The 15,701-nt window shown below is 46.5% G+C and carries 17 protein-coding genes; 10 read left to right on the forward strand and 7 right to left on the reverse strand.

What is annotated here, in order from left to right:
* Positions 1–55: 55 nt before the first annotated feature.
* Positions 56–700 (forward strand): uracil phosphoribosyltransferase, encoded by a 645-nt coding sequence (gene upp, locus IRJ16_RS04670; protein WP_194110370.1) that lies wholly within the window; start codon positions 56–58, stop codon positions 698–700.
* Here the strand turns inward: upp and IRJ16_RS04675 are convergent.
* The 4 genes from IRJ16_RS04675 to IRJ16_RS04690 form a co-directional block, all read right to left on the reverse strand.
* Entirely contained in the window at positions 697–939 is a 243-nt protein-coding gene (locus tag IRJ16_RS04675; protein ID WP_194110371.1) for a hypothetical protein, read from the reverse strand. The two genes, upp and IRJ16_RS04675, sit on opposite strands and share 4 nt — an antisense overlap.
* Positions 940–1,080: 141 nt before the next feature.
* A complete protein-coding gene (locus IRJ16_RS04680) occupies positions 1,081–1,599 on the reverse strand; it encodes a shikimate kinase (protein ID WP_194110372.1) in 519 nt (172 codons plus the stop codon).
* 6 nt (positions 1,600–1,605) lie between these two features.
* Positions 1,606–2,781 carry a BT_3928 family protein gene (locus tag IRJ16_RS04685; protein WP_194110373.1) on the reverse strand — a complete coding sequence of 392 codons (1,176 nt, stop codon included), beginning with the start codon at positions 2,779–2,781 and terminating at the stop codon, positions 1,606–1,608.
* Between the two features lie 27 nt (positions 2,782–2,808).
* Positions 2,809–3,357: a DUF1599 domain-containing protein gene (locus tag IRJ16_RS04690; RefSeq protein WP_194110374.1), complete on the reverse strand. Its 549-nt coding sequence runs from the start codon at positions 3,355–3,357 to the stop codon at positions 2,809–2,811.
* Positions 3,358–3,484: 127 nt separating this feature from the next.
* On the opposite strand from IRJ16_RS04690, the gene folP reads away from it, so the two are divergent.
* Positions 3,485–4,369, forward strand: coding sequence for a dihydropteroate synthase (gene folP / locus IRJ16_RS04695; protein WP_194110375.1), 885 nt, complete (start codon positions 3,485–3,487; stop codon positions 4,367–4,369).
* 147 nt (positions 4,370–4,516) lie between these two features.
* Here folP and IRJ16_RS04700 read toward each other — a convergent pair whose 3' ends face one another.
* Positions 4,517–5,077, reverse strand: coding sequence for an EcsC family protein (locus tag IRJ16_RS04700; protein ID WP_228079862.1), 561 nt, complete (start codon positions 5,075–5,077; stop codon positions 4,517–4,519).
* A 209-nt stretch (positions 5,078–5,286) separates the two neighbouring features.
* On the opposite strand from IRJ16_RS04700, the gene IRJ16_RS04705 reads away from it, so the two are divergent.
* From IRJ16_RS04705 to IRJ16_RS04725, 5 genes are all read left to right on the forward strand, one after another.
* Complete coding sequence (locus IRJ16_RS04705) at positions 5,287–6,219, forward strand: 2-hydroxyacid dehydrogenase (protein ID WP_194110376.1); 933 nt, start codon at positions 5,287–5,289, stop codon at positions 6,217–6,219.
* Positions 6,220–6,405: 186 nt separating this feature from the next.
* Positions 6,406–6,879 carry a transcription elongation factor GreA gene (gene greA, locus IRJ16_RS04710; protein ID WP_194110377.1) on the forward strand — a complete coding sequence of 158 codons (474 nt, stop codon included), beginning with the start codon at positions 6,406–6,408 and terminating at the stop codon, positions 6,877–6,879.
* 114 nt (positions 6,880–6,993) lie between these two features.
* Positions 6,994–7,410 carry an HIT family protein gene (locus IRJ16_RS04715; protein WP_194110378.1) on the forward strand — a complete coding sequence of 139 codons (417 nt, stop codon included), beginning with the start codon at positions 6,994–6,996 and terminating at the stop codon, positions 7,408–7,410.
* Positions 7,411–8,054: 644 nt separating this feature from the next.
* Positions 8,055–9,482 (forward strand): L-serine ammonia-lyase, encoded by a 1,428-nt coding sequence (locus IRJ16_RS04720; RefSeq protein ID WP_194110379.1) that lies wholly within the window; start codon positions 8,055–8,057, stop codon positions 9,480–9,482.
* A 141-nt stretch (positions 9,483–9,623) separates the two neighbouring features.
* On the forward strand, positions 9,624–10,235 hold the full coding sequence (locus IRJ16_RS04725; protein WP_194110380.1) for a hypothetical protein: 612 nt from the start codon (positions 9,624–9,626) through the stop codon (positions 10,233–10,235).
* Positions 10,236–10,297: 62 nt separating this feature from the next.
* Here IRJ16_RS04725 and IRJ16_RS04730 read toward each other — a convergent pair whose 3' ends face one another.
* On the reverse strand, positions 10,298–10,651 hold the full coding sequence (locus IRJ16_RS04730; RefSeq protein ID WP_194110381.1) for a HesB/IscA family protein: 354 nt from the start codon (positions 10,649–10,651) through the stop codon (positions 10,298–10,300).
* Positions 10,652–10,744: 93 nt separating this feature from the next.
* On the opposite strand from IRJ16_RS04730, the gene IRJ16_RS04735 reads away from it, so the two are divergent.
* The 3 genes from IRJ16_RS04735 to dnaA all read left to right on the forward strand — a co-directional run bounded on the left by IRJ16_RS04735 (position 10,745) and on the right by dnaA (position 14,678).
* A complete protein-coding gene (locus tag IRJ16_RS04735; protein ID WP_194110382.1) occupies positions 10,745–11,281 on the forward strand; it encodes a DUF7935 family protein in 537 nt (178 codons plus the stop codon).
* 3 nt (positions 11,282–11,284) lie between these two features.
* Positions 11,285–12,835 (forward strand): acyl-CoA mutase large subunit family protein, encoded by a 1,551-nt coding sequence (locus tag IRJ16_RS04740; RefSeq protein WP_194110383.1) that lies wholly within the window; start codon positions 11,285–11,287, stop codon positions 12,833–12,835.
* A gap of 415 nt (positions 12,836–13,250) precedes the next feature.
* Positions 13,251–14,678 (forward strand): chromosomal replication initiator protein DnaA, encoded by a 1,428-nt coding sequence (dnaA, locus tag IRJ16_RS04745; protein ID WP_194110384.1) that lies wholly within the window; start codon positions 13,251–13,253, stop codon positions 14,676–14,678.
* A gap of 430 nt (positions 14,679–15,108) precedes the next feature.
* Here the strand turns inward: dnaA and IRJ16_RS04750 are convergent, their stop codons facing one another.
* A complete protein-coding gene (locus IRJ16_RS04750; protein WP_194110385.1) occupies positions 15,109–15,657 on the reverse strand; it encodes a type 1 glutamine amidotransferase domain-containing protein in 549 nt (182 codons plus the stop codon).
* Positions 15,658–15,701 lie beyond the last annotated feature (44 nt).

The following is a 15,701-nucleotide window of genomic DNA, read 5'->3' on the forward strand; positions in this document are numbered from 1 at the left end:
TTACTGACAAGACAAAAACTGTTTACCGATCACCGTTCACTGATTAACCGACCCCATGCTTTTCATCCTTAACAAGACCAACTCGATAGGCAACCGTTTCCTGGCCGAAATGCGCGACGTAAATATCCAACAGGACAGGATGCGTTTCCGCCGGAATCAGGAACGTTTGGGCGAGATCCTGGCATACGAGATCAGCAAGAAGTCAAAGTACGAATTGTTAGAGGTGCAGACCCCGCTCGGCACCTGCAATGTTAACGTTCCTACAGACCAACCAGTAATAGCCACCATTTTGCGGGCAGGTCTGCCTTTGCAACAGGGCTTCCTAAACTTCTTCGACCAGTCGCAAGCAGCCTTTATTACCGCTTACCGAAAGGTAAAAAAGAGCGGTGATTTTATCATCAAGATAGATCATATCAGTACGCCTAACCTTGACGGCGCTACAATCATTTTGTGCGATACCATGCTGGCCACCGGGCAAAGCATCGTACAGGTATGTAAAGAATTGATAGCCACTTACGACATCAAAGCCATCCACATCGCGTCGGTAATTGCCAGTACCGAAGGCATCGACCATGTGCGTGCTAATTTACCCAAAGCCCACCTGTGGGTTTGCGCTGTTGACGAAGAAATGACCACTAAAGCTTACATTGTTCCCGGCTTAGGCGACGCGGGCGACTTGGCATTTGGCGAGAAGGTTTAGTTATTATTGCGTAGTCGGATCGCTATTACGAACAGCGCTTCGATCAAACAGATCCAAAACGAACAGCCAAAGAACAGGCCAAGAAAAAACATCGCGAAACCATCAAGATCAAATACATCAACAGGGAACGATAATGCCTGAAATATGGCTATAAATATCGGTGCTATCACAGGTAATGCACCTGTCTCTTCATTTGCGCTGGTGATCCAGAACGAAATGATGGCCATTACAAAGACCATAATGGCGATAAATAATATTCGAACAGAACTGATCTTGCTTGACAACTCGTCTTAAATATACCGCCTTGACTATCTTTTAGGCACCTACAAATATACTAATATTTTTAGTTATATCTGCAAATTAATTTGCTTTTTCCGAGTTTATTTGTCGGCATTCAATAAGCCCTCTACCCTTTCAGCCGTCAAACTAACCCCCTCCGCAATAACATGCGCCCGGGTATAAAATGGCTCGCGCTCGGTAAGCTTTTCTTCTATGAAAGCGATCAGTTCCGCACCTTGCTTATGCCGCAGTATCGGTCTGTCATCTTTATTATTCTCTAACCTGCTTGCCAGTACGCCGGCATTCAGTTTAATGTAGATCACCCGGCCATGCTGCTTCATCCAGTCCATATGATCGAAAAAGCAAGGCAGGCCACCTCCGGTAGATACTACGGCTGTTTCGGGATATGCGGTTTCCTTGAGTACCAATGATTCCAGCTGACGAAAATCATCCTCGCCATGATCGGCAAAATATTGGGCAATGGTTTTGCCGGCTTTGGCTTCCAACTCGTGGTCAAGGTCTATAAAAGCATAGCCCAGTCTGGCGGCCAGTTTTTTACCCAGCGTGGTCTTACCACAGCCCATATAGCCGATCAGGAAGATCAGATCTTTGTCGTTCATTGATGCCTACTTCCTGAAATACGTTTTCACCAACTCATCATAGCTTGGCACATTGTGATAATGCCATTTGTTGATCACGAAACCATTTTTGATCAGCATAATTCCCGGATTAGCGCGCACCATGCTTTTCAGCGGAACACCATCGGCATAAAATATTTCAGGCACAAAACGGTTGGTTTTGGCAAAGGCTTCGGCATCGGTCGGCGAGTTACCGGTCAGCATCAGGGTTCGGGTGTTGAAATTCTGCGCCAGGTTAACGGCTAAAGCGTTCAGCTTGCCGATGGCCTGGATGTCGGTATGTTTCAGATTATAAGCTACTATCCAAACCGAATAGAACGGGCTGCTCAACAACTCGCTGGTGTATTCGGTGCCGTTAGCATCTTTAATGATCAGATCAGCGATCTTTGGGCGGAAACCTTCGCGGATCACCTTATTGATCGGCTCGCCAACAACTTCCCAGTTGCTGTCTTTCCAAATACCGGTGTCCATATATTCCTTTTGCGACATGTCTTTTTCTTCGCCGCTTTTCTTATGCTTCAGGTGGAAAGTGATCTGGTATTCGCCGGGATCAGCGCCTTCCGGGGTCTTCATTTGTTCGGGAATGCTGTTGCCGATCTTGTACGGTAGAAAATCTACGAAGGGCGAAAAGTTATAAGTAAATATCCCGAACCCGAACGAGAATACCACCGCAATGATGAACGCCGTGCGACCAGCCTTTGGGCTAAGTATAGGCTTAATGGCTTGCATGTTAAAGAACAACACCAAAACCAGCGCCAGCAAGATCATGTCCTTGCCAAAAGATTGCCAAGGTGTCAACGGTATCGCGTCGCCAAAGCAGCCGCAAGTGCGCACTACTTCAAAGTAAGCCGAGTAGAACGTGAGAAAGCCGAAAAAGACGATCAGCAGCAATAATCCCCATACCATCTGTTTAACTTTCCAACCCGTTAGCAAGGCAAAACCTAAGATCATCTCCAATGCGCATAGGAATATGGATAACGCCAGCGCGTAGTCCATCAAAAACAGCTTGTGGAATACCTCAAAGTATTCCTCCAACTTGTACGAGAAACCCAGCGGGTCATTCGCCTTGATCAGTCCCGAAAAGATGAACAGCAGCCCCACCGCCAAACGGCAGAACCATACAATGCTTACAGGTAATGTGGACGAGGTTTTTCTTTTAGCCATGGTATAATTGCTTTGGGAACTGCCCCTTTAGGGGGTTGGGGGGCTTAACTTGATCAGCGCGAACACCGCGTAATTCAGCATATCCTGATAATTGGCGGTCACACCTTCAGATACCAAAGTCGCGCCCTGGTTATCTTCAATTTGTTTAACACGCAGCAATTTCATCAATATCAGATCCGTTAACGAGCTGATCCGCATATCGCGCCAGGCCTCGCCATAATCGTGGTTCTTGGCAAACATCAGATCCTTGGTCTCTTTTACTTTGGTGTCGAAACTGGTCTCGACGGCATCTACAGGCAGTTCCAGCGGGGTCTCTTCGGTGCTATCCAGTTGCATCATCGCTATCACGCAGTAATTCACAATGCCAATATATTCGCCGGTGGTATCATCGCCCACCATCGATACCTTTTTCTCTTCTAAGGTACGGATGCGCTGGGCTTTGATAAAGATCTGATCGGTGATAGACGCCGGGCGTAAAATGCGCCAGGCGGTACCGTAATCGCGTGTTTTTTTCAGGAACAGGCTTTTACAGGTGTTAATGACCGAATCGTATTCTGCTGATGTGTTGTTTGCCAAGGCCGTTGTAAAGTTTGAATGTTGCAAGGTTGCAATGTTGCCGGTTCGCGACAGAATTGAAGCCCATACTTGCAAAGATATAAAGTAACTTTACATCGGCTAATGTTTACGATATTCTTATACTGAAATGACGGCGGGCAACTTCTTCCAAAAAAAACTAAGCATCAACGCGGGCGGTAAACTGATCGATCTGAGCAGCCCCAAAGTAATGGGGATCATCAACCTTACGCCCGATTCTTTTTTTGCGGCTAGCCGTAAACCAGCGATTGAAGATGCCCTACTGCAAGCAGAGAAAATGCTGAATGAAGGCGCGACTTTCCTTGATCTTGGCGCATACTCCTCCCGTCCGGGAGCAGAAGATATCTCGGCGCAGGAAGAAGCTGACAGGCTGATACCTGTGGTAGAAGCCATCGCGCAAAATTTCAAGGATGCGATATTGTCGATCGATACATTTCGTGCTTCTGTTGCTGAAGCGGCCATTGAGGCCGGTGCGCACCTCATCAATGATATTTCGGGTGGGCAACTGGATGAAGCGATGTTCGCGACGGTAGCCCGTTTGCAAGTACCGTACATCCTGATGCACATGAAAGGCACGCCGCAAAACATGGTGCAGCATGCGCAATACGATGATATTTTTAACGACGTACTTCTGTATTTCGCCAAACGTTACGAAACCCTCCGTGCCATGAATGTTCACGATGTGATCATAGATCCCGGATTCGGCTTTGCTAAGACAGCCGAGCAGGGCTACGAGTTGATGAGCAAAATGCAAGGCTTTGATATGTTGGAACTGCCTGTACTGGTCGGCATATCACGCAAGCGGATGATCTACGGCTTGACGGGTGGCACATCTGCCGATGCGCTGAACGGAACGACGGCACTGAATACCATCGCTCTTACTAAGGGCGCAAATATCTTACGTGTACACGATGTAGAGGAAGCTGTTGAGGCGGTAAAGATCTGGGAAGCGTCTGTGCTCGGCCTTTCTAAAAGGGAGGAGCAGCCCTCTTAAAATCCCTATTTGGGGAGGGCGTGCTGTTGGCCATGTGTTGAAAAGGCAGGGACGGGTTGATCGGCTTTGCTCTTGGCTAACGCTTACCAGAACATAGCCGTCAAATTAACACCAATTGCCATACTTGACACCCATTTTGGAATTTGCCTACATCGCAATCAATACTCTACCCTCAAACTCTATCTCTTTAGCCCTTGCGGCTACACGTTTAATAAAAATATAATTGGTAGCACCACCGATCACCGCGCCTACGATCGGTACAAAACGGCGTGCGGCTTTTGAGCCTAACATCAGTAAAAGTCTTTCTGCAACGGTCTCTAACAGGTTTTTGGTGAGCGCCATGCCGGTCTCGATCTTTAACGATGTTGCTATCATCTGCATAAATTCCTCAAAACCGAAACGGTAATTGCCGCGACTGCTATACATTACCGCCATGGTCACTCTAAATTGCTGCCCGACGAGATTGACCATATCTACAGGCACACCGATCAGCATGGTGAACATACCGCCACTGCCGGATACAGCACCGGTGGTTGCTGCCAATACAGCACACTGCTCAATGTATTTATCCAGACCGTACTTATCAACGCCTTCTTTAATGCCGTGTTGGTCTATCTTATCAAATATCTGCTTAAAACCCTCGCCCGATAGGCCTGCTACTTGCGAGCGCAATGCCGCGCTGATGGTCCTGAATGCTAATTTTTTCATTGGATGGTTGATGTATGGGTCGTGTAGTGCTATTAGCGTGCCAAGATCTTCTGTAGAGACACGATATCTCGAGTCTGCCGTTTGCAATTTCAATATAGGATGATCGAACCTGCTTAGTTCAAGACACGTGGTATCGTGTCTCTACGATGACCGTGCCTCAGACAATCCACCTCACTTTTTCTTAACTTTGCCTAAACGCACAGTACTAAATGAACAACATCCTCATCGTAGACGATATACATACCATTTTTATTGAACAAGCCGAGGCCCTTGGCTACACCTGCGACTATCGCCCGGATATTAAACCCGATGAAGCGTTAGCCATCATTGATCAGTATGAGGGGCTGCTTATCCGTTCAAAATTTCAGGCAGATAAAACAGTATTGGACGCAGCTACAAACCTAAAATTTATTTCGAGGGCTGGTGCCGGGATGGATGGCATAGACGAGGCCTACGCCGTTAGCAAGGGCATCGTACTAATGAACGCCCCTGAAGGTAACCGCGACGCGGTTGGCGAACACGCCATTGGTATGCTGCTCTCCCTAATGAACAACTTTAACCGTGCCGATACCGAAGTGCGCGCCGGCAGCTGGAAACGCGAGGCAAACCGTGGTTTTGAGTTGAAAGGAAAGACCGTTGGCATTATTGGCTACGGCCACATGGGGCAAAGCTTTGCCCGCAAGCTGAGTGGCTTTGATGTGAATGTGATCGCCTACGATAAATATAAAACAGGCTTTAGCGACCAATATGTGCGCGAGGTAGCGATGGAAGAGATCGTTAAGCATAGCGATGTACTCAGTCTGCACATCCCGCTTACCCGCGAGACCAAAGGGCTGGTTGATGATGAATACCTGTTCCATTTCCGCAAACCAATATTTTTTTTGAACACAGCCCGTGGCCCCGTAGTTAAAACGCATGCCGTGCTTAACGCGATAAAGCAAGGCAAAATATTAGGTGCAGGACTTGACGTTTTGGAGGTAGAAAAATTCCCATCGTTGGGTGAGCAAGCCTGGTTCGATGAGTTGAAACAAAGCGGTGAGGTTTTACTGACCCCCCATGTGGCCGGATGGACTTTCGATTCGTACCGCAGATTGAGCGAAGTATTAGCCGATAAGCTGGCTAAATACAAGGAGCAAGCATAAGCCCCTCAAAAAAATTTGGATATTAAAACTTAAATACCCTATCTTCGTTTTTACACCGAACAAGACTATGCGGGCTAAAGGCCAACGTAGTCTTGTTTGTTTTTTAACAACCCGCCATAGCGTCCTTCTTAAAAAGGGAGGGCGGTTTTTTTTGGCGATATTTAAGCATATTAATATTTGTGAGTTATGGCAGACGTGACCTATTACACCAAAGAGGGGTTAGAGAAATTAAAAGAGGAAGTTCAGTTTTTAAAAACCGAAGGTCGTGCGCAAATAGCTAAGGCCATTGCCGAAGCAAGGGATAAAGGAGACCTTTCTGAAAATGCCGAATATGATGCCGCTAAAGAGGCCCAGGGCCACCACGAGACCAAGATCGCTAAACTGAGCGATGTATTGGCCAACGCCCGCTTACTGGACGAAAGCAAACTGGATACATCAAAAGTGTTAGCCTTATCTATAGTAAAGATCAAAAACCTGAAGAACAACGCTACCATGAGCTACCAATTGGTATCCGAGACCGAAGCCGACCTTAAAGCAGGTAAACTATCGGTAAGCTCGCCAATAGCAAAAGGTCTGTTAGGCAAAAAGGTAGGGGATAAGACCGAGATACAAGTACCGGCCGGCAAGATAGAGTTTGAAATAATAGAGATATCGCGGTAAGCGAATTTCAGTGACCGGTTGATCGGTGATCAGTGACTGGTAAAACAAATCGTTATTAAAAGGCGTTGAATTCCAAAACTGATCACTAATTGACCGATCACTAATCACCGACCCATGTCAAGCATCTTTTCAAAAATAGTAGCCGGGGATATCCCCGCGTATAAAGTAGCCGAGAGTAACGATTTTTTGGCATTCCTGGATATTAGCCCACTTACCGAGGGGCATACACTGGTCATCCCTAAAAAAGAGGTTGACCAATTATTTGATCTGGATGACGAGACCTACACCGGTCTGCAATTGTTCGCCAAGATCGTAGCGACCGGCTTAAAAAAAGCAACAGATGTAAAGCGCATTGGCGTGGTAGTAATGGGACTGGAAGTGCCGCATGCGCATATCCACCTCATCCCAATGAATAAGGCTGATGACATCAATTTCAGTAACGACAAACTAAAATACACCCCCGAGGAATTTGAGACCATTGCCAACGCCATTAAGGATGCGTTGCGGGAAGAACGGGAAGAAGAAGTATAAGGGAAACAGGCGGATCAAAATGATTCGCCTGTTTTGTTTGTATCTGCGTTATCGCTTTTCACACGTCGTTCTTTTGTCTTGACACTAAAGAACCAAAAGGTCAAGACAGCGAAAATGCTTCCTTGTCCGCACAGGCCTTTGCCCTGCATGCCCGACAGAACCACAGGGCTGTACCTTGACGCCCCGCTGCGCACCCACAGCCCCCGCTTCTGCGCCAAGCTAATGTCCTCTCCCGCGCACAGGCCATCAGTTCTGCCGCGCCTCACCCGGAAGCAGATCGCTGTCGGAAGAACCCTCTCCCTGCCCTCTCCGGAGGAGAGGGTTCTTAAAAGAACTACTCAGGCGAACCGAACGACACCTTTCTCCCTCCGGCATTGGAAATCGCCGGGAACTGCTGTCCCTGCCTAAGCACAGACCATTCGTAGGAGAGTTACACGGCCGGGAGCTTTTCTTTTTGGTTCTTTTTCTTTTCGCGGGGAAAAGAAAAAGAACATCCACTGACATTCATATCGCACACAACCTATCCTAATGAAATACGAACGTGACATACGCGACGAAGCAATGAAGACCAACAATCCCGTCACCTTTGTTAAATAATTGTTCCCACCACCATCATCCCTTAAACTATTCGTAAATTGCGCCTGATGCAAAGAGAACAGATCTCGGTTTTTGATATGTTTAAGATCGGTATCGGGCCGTCGAGCTCGCATACCCTTGGTCCCTGGCGTGCCGCGCAGGCATTTGTGCAAACCCTGCAACAGCGCGATGTACTGCCCCTAGTGACCGAAGTGAAGATACTCCTTTACGGGTCTTTAGCCAAAACAGGCAAAGGCCACGGTACAGATATCGCTATCCTTTTAGGACTTAGCGGCGATGACCCGGTGACGTTTGATGTTAATCATATTGACTTTAAGGTAGACAACATCAAGTCGACCCAAAAGATGCAATTGGGCGGCTTGCAGGATATCACTTTCTCTTATGACGATGATCTGCTGTTCCTTTTTGCCGAGAGTTTGCCCTTTCACCCTAACGCGGTCACTTTTCAGGCTTTTTTAAGTAACGGCAAGGCCGTAAGCGAGACCTATTACTCTATAGGCGGTGGCTTTGTGGTAAAGGAAGGCGACGATGGCCAAGGTAAAACTGAGGTTGATCTGCCATTCGCGATTGATACCGCCGGCGACCTGCTGCACTGGGTACGCAAGACCGGATTGAAAATATCCGACGTGGTAATGGAGAATGAACTGGCCTGGCGTAGCGAGCAAGAGACCTGCAGTGGGGTGCTTAATATCTTCCGCGTGCTAAAGGAATGCATTTATCGCGGCAGCCATACCAAAGGCTTTTTACCGGGCGGGTTGAATGTGGCGCGTCGTGCTAATAACTTAAATAAGCGCCTGATCGGTGATGCAGCCTATACCAATTTTGATGAGTGGATAGCGGCTATCCGCAACACCGGGAACGGCTTTAAGAATACACTGGATTGGGTAAGCTGTTTCGCATTGGCGGTCAATGAAGAGAACGCGTCGTTCGGGCGCGTGGTGACCGCGCCAACCAATGGAGCCGCAGGTGTGATCCCTGCCGTGCTGATGTATCTTATCGTTTTTTGCGAGGGCTACACCGACGATCAGGTTATCAAATTTATGCTGACCGCATCTGAGATAGGCAGCATCTTTAAAAAGGGTGCAACCATATCTGCCGCCATGGGTGGTTGTCAAGCTGAGATCGGCGTATCATCGGCCATGGCCGCAGCCGCGCTTACCGAAAGTTTAGGCGGATCGCAACGGCAGGTATTAATGGCTGCTGAGATAGCCATGGAACACCACCTGGGCATGACCTGCGACCCGATCGGCGGCTTGGTGCAGGTCCCTTGCATCGAACGTAATACCATGGGTGCCATTAAAGCTATCACCGCATCGCAATTAGCATTGCAAACTAATCCGGAGAACGCCAAAGTAAGTTTGGATGCTGTGGTAAAAACTATGTGGCAAACCGCTCAAGATATGAACTCGAAGTATAAAGAGACGGCAGATGGGGGATTGGCTATCAATATCCCTATTAGTTTGCCGGAATGTTAGGCGACATGTTGGCTTCAATTTATGATTGAAGCTTTAATGATCGGAACAAGTCTGCGACTTCGGAAAGTTCCAGCCATCTTAACCAAAAGAAAATCCGTCGTTGGGCGTGAACTATTTTAAACCTATATATTGATCACTGAAATGAAACCTTTTATCACAATTTTGACCGCAATGGTTATGCTGATGTCCTGCAAAGACAAAGAAGAAAAATTAAAAGACCAAATGATGCCCTTGTTAACAGACATCATTAAACAGGACAGTTTGGTAAGCAAAATAGATAGTCTTAGGATATTTAAAATAGATACGCTTACTGAATTAGATATTCAGGAAAGAATGATGCATCGTGTAAGAGCAAATATAGACCATTTTCAAAAACTATCGGATAATTCATTAGAGATCGCCAAGTTGAAAATGTCGCAAGCGCAGAGCAGTATTTCATCTATGAAGTTGTCCCAAGCGATAGATGCCTATGACCTGGCCGATATCGAGAGAGACAACGCGGAAAAGTATGCAGAAGAGTCCAAGGATGAAGCGCAGCAAGCAAAGGCGTATAGCGACTCCAGTCAAAAATATATTAAGCTTTTGGAGGATCATGCTGCGCTAAGGAGAGCGCACCGTATAGACTCGGTAAAATTTAAAGGCTACATCGCCCGGTTCAAATTGTTAGGAGCCGACAAAGATAATGCTGCTGTTAAATTAGATTCGATGTACGTTTTTTTCAACGAAAATTTGAGAGTTATAAAAGGCTTTTAATTAAACCCTCAATGGAAACAAAAAACGGCCTCAAGTCTCCCTGAAGCCGTTTCCAAAATATCTTATACCGAGAACGATGTTCCGCAACCGCAGCTGCTGGCCGCATTAGGGTTGTTAAAGGTGAACCCGCGAGAGTTTAAGCCGTCTTGCCAATCTATTTGCATGCCGGCTAAATACATGCCGTGCGCTTTGTGCATATACACCTTAACACCTTGTATAAAGTAAATGGTGTCGCCGTCTTTTTGCTGGTCGAAACCTAATACGTAGCTCATGCCCGAGCAGCCGCCACCTTCCACACCAACACGCAGACCGAACTCGTCGCCAAGGTCTTGCATATCTTTCAATTTATGTAACTCCTTAACCGCACCCTCGGTGAAGCTAACTGGCGCTATAGCAGTTTCAACAGCAGTACTCATCTTAATTTTCCGTTTAAAGTGTTCAAATATAATGTTAAATGCTCAACTTTGTTCGGGCCGGCTTGTTAAATGACCTGTGCCTAACATTTGTAAATGAACACTTCTTTAGTTGCCTTTTTATTCGAGATCCTTAAACTAACGATAGCCGGTATTGGCGTGGTATGGGTTGCCATCTATTTAATAAAGCCATATCTGGACAAAAATGAGCGCCTGCAACTCATCGACCTAAAGAAAACCATCAGCGCACAAACGTTACCTTTACGCCTGCAAGCTTACGAGCGCGTGATATTATTGATCGACCGCATCAGTCCATCAACTTTATTAGTTCGTTTGAATGCGTCAGCCTATACCGCTGCTGAGTTGCATAGCATTGTAATCTCTGAAGTACGGAATGAGTTCCAACATAACGTTACCCAGCAATTGTATTTAAGCACTCGTGCATGGCAAATTACCCGAAAGATCAAGGACGACACCATCGCCTTATTTAATAATGTAGCCCGCTCTATTCCCGGCGACGCCAGCGGGTTAGAATATGGCAAAGCTATCCTCGCCCATTTGAGCAACCTGGAGAATGACCCTTACGATGGCGCTATAGCCATCATTAAAACCGATCTGGAAGAACTCTTTTAAACCATGGCCAACGAAAAGCATATCCAAACTACATCGGGCATACCTATTAAAGAGGTATACACCGAACCTTCGGATATGGCTGAACGCCCCGGCGAGTTCCCTTACACGCGCGGTATCCAGAAGGATATGTACCGTGGTAAGCTATGGACCATGCGGCAATATGCTGGTTTTAGCACCGCGGCCGAGTCTAATAAACGCTATCATTATTTATTAAGTCAGGGTACAATGGGCCTCTCCGTCGCCTTTGACCTGCCTACACAGATCGGATATGATTCGGACCATCCTATGTCAGAAGGAGAGGTCGGGAAGGTCGGTGTGGCGATAGATTCCTTAAAAGATATGGAGATACTGTTCGATGGTATTGAATTGCAAAAGATCACCACCAGCATGACCATCAATGCCACAGCGCCTATTCTGCTGGCCATGTACATCGCTTTAGCCAAAAAACAAGGCGCAGACCTCGCTCAACTATCCGGCACCATCCAGAACGATATATTAAAGGAATATGCTGCGCGTGGCACCTATATCTACCCGCCTGCGCCGTCTATGCGGTTGATCACCGATGTTTTTGAGTATTGCGCTAAAGAAGTACCTAAATGGAATACGATATCTATCTCCGGCTATCACATCCGCGAGGCGGGATCTACGGCGGTGCAGGAGCTGGCCTTTACCTTGGCTAACGGGAAAACCTATTTAAAGGCTGCTTTAGAAAAGGGACTGGATATAAACGTATTCGCTCGAAGATTATCCTTCTTCTTCAACTGCCATAATAACTTTTTTGAGGAGATAGCCAAGTTCCGCGCGGCAAGGCGCATGTGGGCCAATATTACTAAAGAGTTGGGCGCAACCCATCCCGATGCGCAAAAGCTGCGTTTCCACTCGCAAACGGGCGGATCTACACTGACCGCGCAGCAACCCTATAATAATATAGTGCGGGTGAGTAACCAAGCCTTGGCGGCTGTTTTAGGTGGCACGCAGTCCTTACATACCAATGGCTTTGATGAAGCGCTCTCCCTACCTACCGAGGAAGCCGCTCGCATAGCCCTGCGTACCCAGCAGATCATCGCTTTTGAAAGCGGGGTGACCGATACGGTAGACCCGCTGGCCGGATCTTATTTTGTAGAGTTGCTGACGGACGAGATGGTAAAGGCCGCCCAGATCTACATTGATAAGATAGATGCCATGGGCGGATCTGTGAAAGCGATAGAGAACGACTACATTCAGCAGCAGATCGGGGCCTCTGCTTATGAATATCAGCGGGCGGTAGAGTCGGGCGACAGGGTGATCATCGGCGTAAATAAGTACGTAGAAAATGAGCCTGAACAAGGCGATATTTTCAGGGTAAATGATACCATCCGAACCCACCAGATCGACCAAATTTTAGCTTTAAAAAACACCCGAAATATGGCCGTTTTAGGCCCAATTTTGGCCGATTTGAAAGAGGCTGCAAAAGGGACAGAAAATGTGATGCCTTTTATCCTTCGCGCTGTCGAAAACTATTCCACACTGGGCGAGATCGCCGACATATTCCGTGAAGTTTTTGGCGAGTATTAAAAGACTGAATACTTGCACTTTACATTATTTTGCTAAAGACGCTGTATTTGCACAAATAGCTGAATATCATTAAATTAACATCACCTTACTGGTTTATCAACAAATAAATTAAAGTAAAATTAACTTCAATTTAATCAAACATTTATGCCACCTTTGGCGTATAATTGATTGTTAATAAAACTATCTGCCAAAATTTGCGCTTCTAAAAATTCCTCACAACACAACGTTGTATTTTTTAGTCAAAGTGGACAAAAAGTGGACAAAAAAGCCCCCTTTCGGGTCGTTCGAGGCAATTATTTTTTATTTCAGTTTTTTAATTTTTTATTGAGGATTTTTTTGAATATTCGATGTTCCATAGGCGGCACATTTGGGTGTTCGAGTATGTGGTGTAAATCAAGATATTAAGAGTTACCGTATGGAAAAAACTTGTACCAACGTTTGGAATAATTGCCTTCAGATCATTAAAGACAATATCCCGGCCCAGAGTTTTAAGACCTGGTTCGAGCCGATAAAGTCACTTAGATTGGAAGGGAGCATTCTTACGATACAGGTGCCGAGCTTGTTTTTTTATGAGTGGTTAGAAGAACACTATGTGGGTCTTTTGCGTAAAACCATCAAGAAACAACTTGGCGAGGACGGACGCTTAGAATACAATATCGTGGTTGAACAATCTTCATCAAGCAAACCATATACTACCAATATGCCATCAAATGGCAACGGGGCCGAAGGCAAGAACCAATCTATGCCTATCCCTATCGCCATTAATAAGGATATCAAAAACCCTTTTGTTATCCCAGGCTTAAAAAAGTTGAACGTTGACCCTCAGCTGAACCAGAATTACACTTTTGATAATTTTGTAGAGGGCGATTGTAACCGTTTGGCACGCTCTGCTGGTTATGCTGTAGCCGCGAAACCGGGTGGTACTTCGTTCAATCCTTTGATGATATACGGAGGTGTTGGTTTAGGCAAGACCCACCTGGTGCAAGCCATCGGTAACGAGATCAAGCGTACCCTGCCTGATAAGGTGGTGCTATATGTATCGTGCGAGAAATTTACCCAGCAATTTGTTGATGCGCTGAAACACAACAACATCAACGATTTTGTGAATTTCTATCAAGCGATAGATGTGCTGATCATGGACGATGTGCACAACTTTGCCGGTAAAGAAAAAACTCAGGATTTCTTCTTCCACATCTTCAACCACTTACACCAGACCGGTCGCCAGCTGATCATCACATCAGATAAAGCGCCTAAGGATCTGTCGGGTTTAGAAGAGCGTTTATTGTCCCGCTTTAAATGGGGCCTTTCAGCCGATCTGCAAGTGCCTGATCTGGAGACCCGTATGGCTATCCTGAAGACCAAGGTATATCAGGATGGTATAGACCTGCCGCATGAGGTATTGGAGTATGTTGCTCACAACATCGACAATAACGTGCGTGAGTTGGAAGGTGCTATGGTATCGTTATTGGCTCAATCTACACTGAACCGTAAAGAGATAGATCTGAACCTCGCCAAACAAATGCTGAAGAACTTCATCAAGAACTCTACTAAAGAGATATCGATGGAGTACATCCAGAGTCTTGTTTGCGAGTACTTTGAGGTGCCTATCGAGATGGTTAAATCGCAGACCCGCAAGCGCGAGATCGTGCAGGCGCGTCAGATATCCATGTATCTGGCCAAGGCGCATACCAAGAGTTCACTGAAATCTATCGGGCATTTCTTTGGCGGTCGCGACCACTCTACCGTGATCTATGCTTGCCAAACTGTAGAGGATCTGATCGATACCGACAAGAAATTTAAAGGCTACGTGGCCGACATTCAGAAGAAATTAAAGATGTCGTAAACTGTGCGAAAAAAGCATAAAAAAGGTGGATATTTTGATGAAATATCCACCTTTTGCATTTTACGGCAACGCCGGCAACCAAATGGTTGCGAATGGTCAACTCATTGCTCACGGTGTTCATGTTCACGGTGAACACAAGGCACCCGATATGCGTAACCTACTGAATATCAGTATATATTTTTGACGTCGTGAACAAGGCGCTGATGAACGCGTTAACTAAATCGTTGATAATTAACACCTTGACTAAATGCAGGCCAAAATTTGCCGTGAACGATCGTGAACAAGGATAGGAGGGTATCCCCCGCCTGTTGAAAGGCGAAGTAAGTGGACGGCATTACCGATCCGCATATTCGTCATTTGCATAGCGGCAACGCCCTCTCACTATGGGTCAACAGACCCTTAAACCCTATCAAACTTATTTAAAGACACATTACACGTGCACCCCTTCAGCGATCTCCTCGATCATCTTTTTATTGAAGGCAGGCAGGTCATCGGGTTTGCGGCTGGTCACCAGGCCTTGGTCGGTCACTACTTCTTCATCGATCCAATGTGCGCCCGCGTTCTTCAGATCCGTTTGTAGCGATGGGTATGATGTTAGGGTGCGCCCGCCGATCAGTCCGGTCTCGATCAGCACTTGCGGACCGTGGCAGATGGCTGCAACAGGTTTGCCCTCATCTAAAAACGCTGATACAAATGCTACTGCCGATGCGCTTTGACGCAACTTGTCCGGGTTCAACACGCCGCCCGGCAACATTAGTGCATCGTAATCATCCGGGCTAACATCACTCAAATTCTTGTCAACATCAACCTCAATACCCCAATCGGTATGGTTCCAGGCTTTGATCTTGCCTGTTTTTGGCGATACGATGTGCACAGTTGCGCCGGCGGCCTCTAATGCCTCTTTAGGGCTGGTCAATTCTATTTGCTCAAATCCTTCTTCCGTAAGGATGGCTACTTTTTTTCCACTTAAACTTGCCATAATTTATTTTTCATTTAGATGTACATTAACTACATCGTAAATAA

The sequence above is a fragment of the Mucilaginibacter myungsuensis genome, assembly GCF_015222005.1.
GTDB classification, from domain to species: Bacteria; Bacteroidota; Bacteroidia; order Sphingobacteriales; family Sphingobacteriaceae; genus Mucilaginibacter; species Mucilaginibacter myungsuensis.

What these genes read in the sequence shown, in the direction of transcription:
- IRJ16_RS04750 (WP_194110385.1), bottom strand. Translation starts at nt 15,657, where the DNA reads ATGGCAAGTTTAAGTGGAAAAAAAGTAGCCATCCTTACGGAAGAAGGA.
- greA (WP_194110377.1), top strand. Translation starts at nt 6,406, where the DNA reads ATGGCAGACGTGACCTATTACACCAAAGAGGGGTTAGAGAAATTAAAA.
- IRJ16_RS04685 (WP_194110373.1), bottom strand. Translation starts at nt 2,781, where the DNA reads ATGGCTAAAAGAAAAACCTCGTCCACATTACCTGTAAGCATTGTATGG.
- IRJ16_RS04740 (WP_194110383.1), top strand. Translation starts at nt 11,285, where the DNA reads ATGGCCAACGAAAAGCATATCCAAACTACATCGGGCATACCTATTAAA.
- dnaA (WP_194110384.1), top strand. Translation starts at nt 13,251, where the DNA reads ATGGAAAAAACTTGTACCAACGTTTGGAATAATTGCCTTCAGATCATT.
- IRJ16_RS04675 (WP_194110371.1), bottom strand. Translation starts at nt 939, where the DNA reads ATGGTCTTTGTAATGGCCATCATTTCGTTCTGGATCACCAGCGCAAAT.
- folP (WP_194110375.1), top strand. Translation starts at nt 3,485, where the DNA reads ATGACGGCGGGCAACTTCTTCCAAAAAAAACTAAGCATCAACGCGGGC.
- IRJ16_RS04680 (WP_194110372.1), bottom strand. Translation starts at nt 1,599, where the DNA reads ATGAACGACAAAGATCTGATCTTCCTGATCGGCTATATGGGCTGTGGT.
- upp (WP_194110370.1), top strand. Translation starts at nt 56, where the DNA reads ATGCTTTTCATCCTTAACAAGACCAACTCGATAGGCAACCGTTTCCTG.
- IRJ16_RS04730 (WP_194110381.1), bottom strand. Translation starts at nt 10,651, where the DNA reads ATGAGTACTGCTGTTGAAACTGCTATAGCGCCAGTTAGCTTCACCGAG.
- IRJ16_RS04705 (WP_194110376.1), top strand. Translation starts at nt 5,287, where the DNA reads ATGAACAACATCCTCATCGTAGACGATATACATACCATTTTTATTGAA.
- IRJ16_RS04715 (WP_194110378.1), top strand. Translation starts at nt 6,994, where the DNA reads ATGTCAAGCATCTTTTCAAAAATAGTAGCCGGGGATATCCCCGCGTAT.
- IRJ16_RS04725 (WP_194110380.1), top strand. Translation starts at nt 9,624, where the DNA reads ATGAAACCTTTTATCACAATTTTGACCGCAATGGTTATGCTGATGTCC.
- IRJ16_RS04700 (WP_228079862.1), bottom strand. Translation starts at nt 5,077, where the DNA reads ATGAAAAAATTAGCATTCAGGACCATCAGCGCGGCATTGCGCTCGCAA.
- IRJ16_RS04735 (WP_194110382.1), top strand. Translation starts at nt 10,745, where the DNA reads ATGAACACTTCTTTAGTTGCCTTTTTATTCGAGATCCTTAAACTAACG.
- IRJ16_RS04720 (WP_194110379.1), top strand. Translation starts at nt 8,055, where the DNA reads ATGCAAAGAGAACAGATCTCGGTTTTTGATATGTTTAAGATCGGTATC.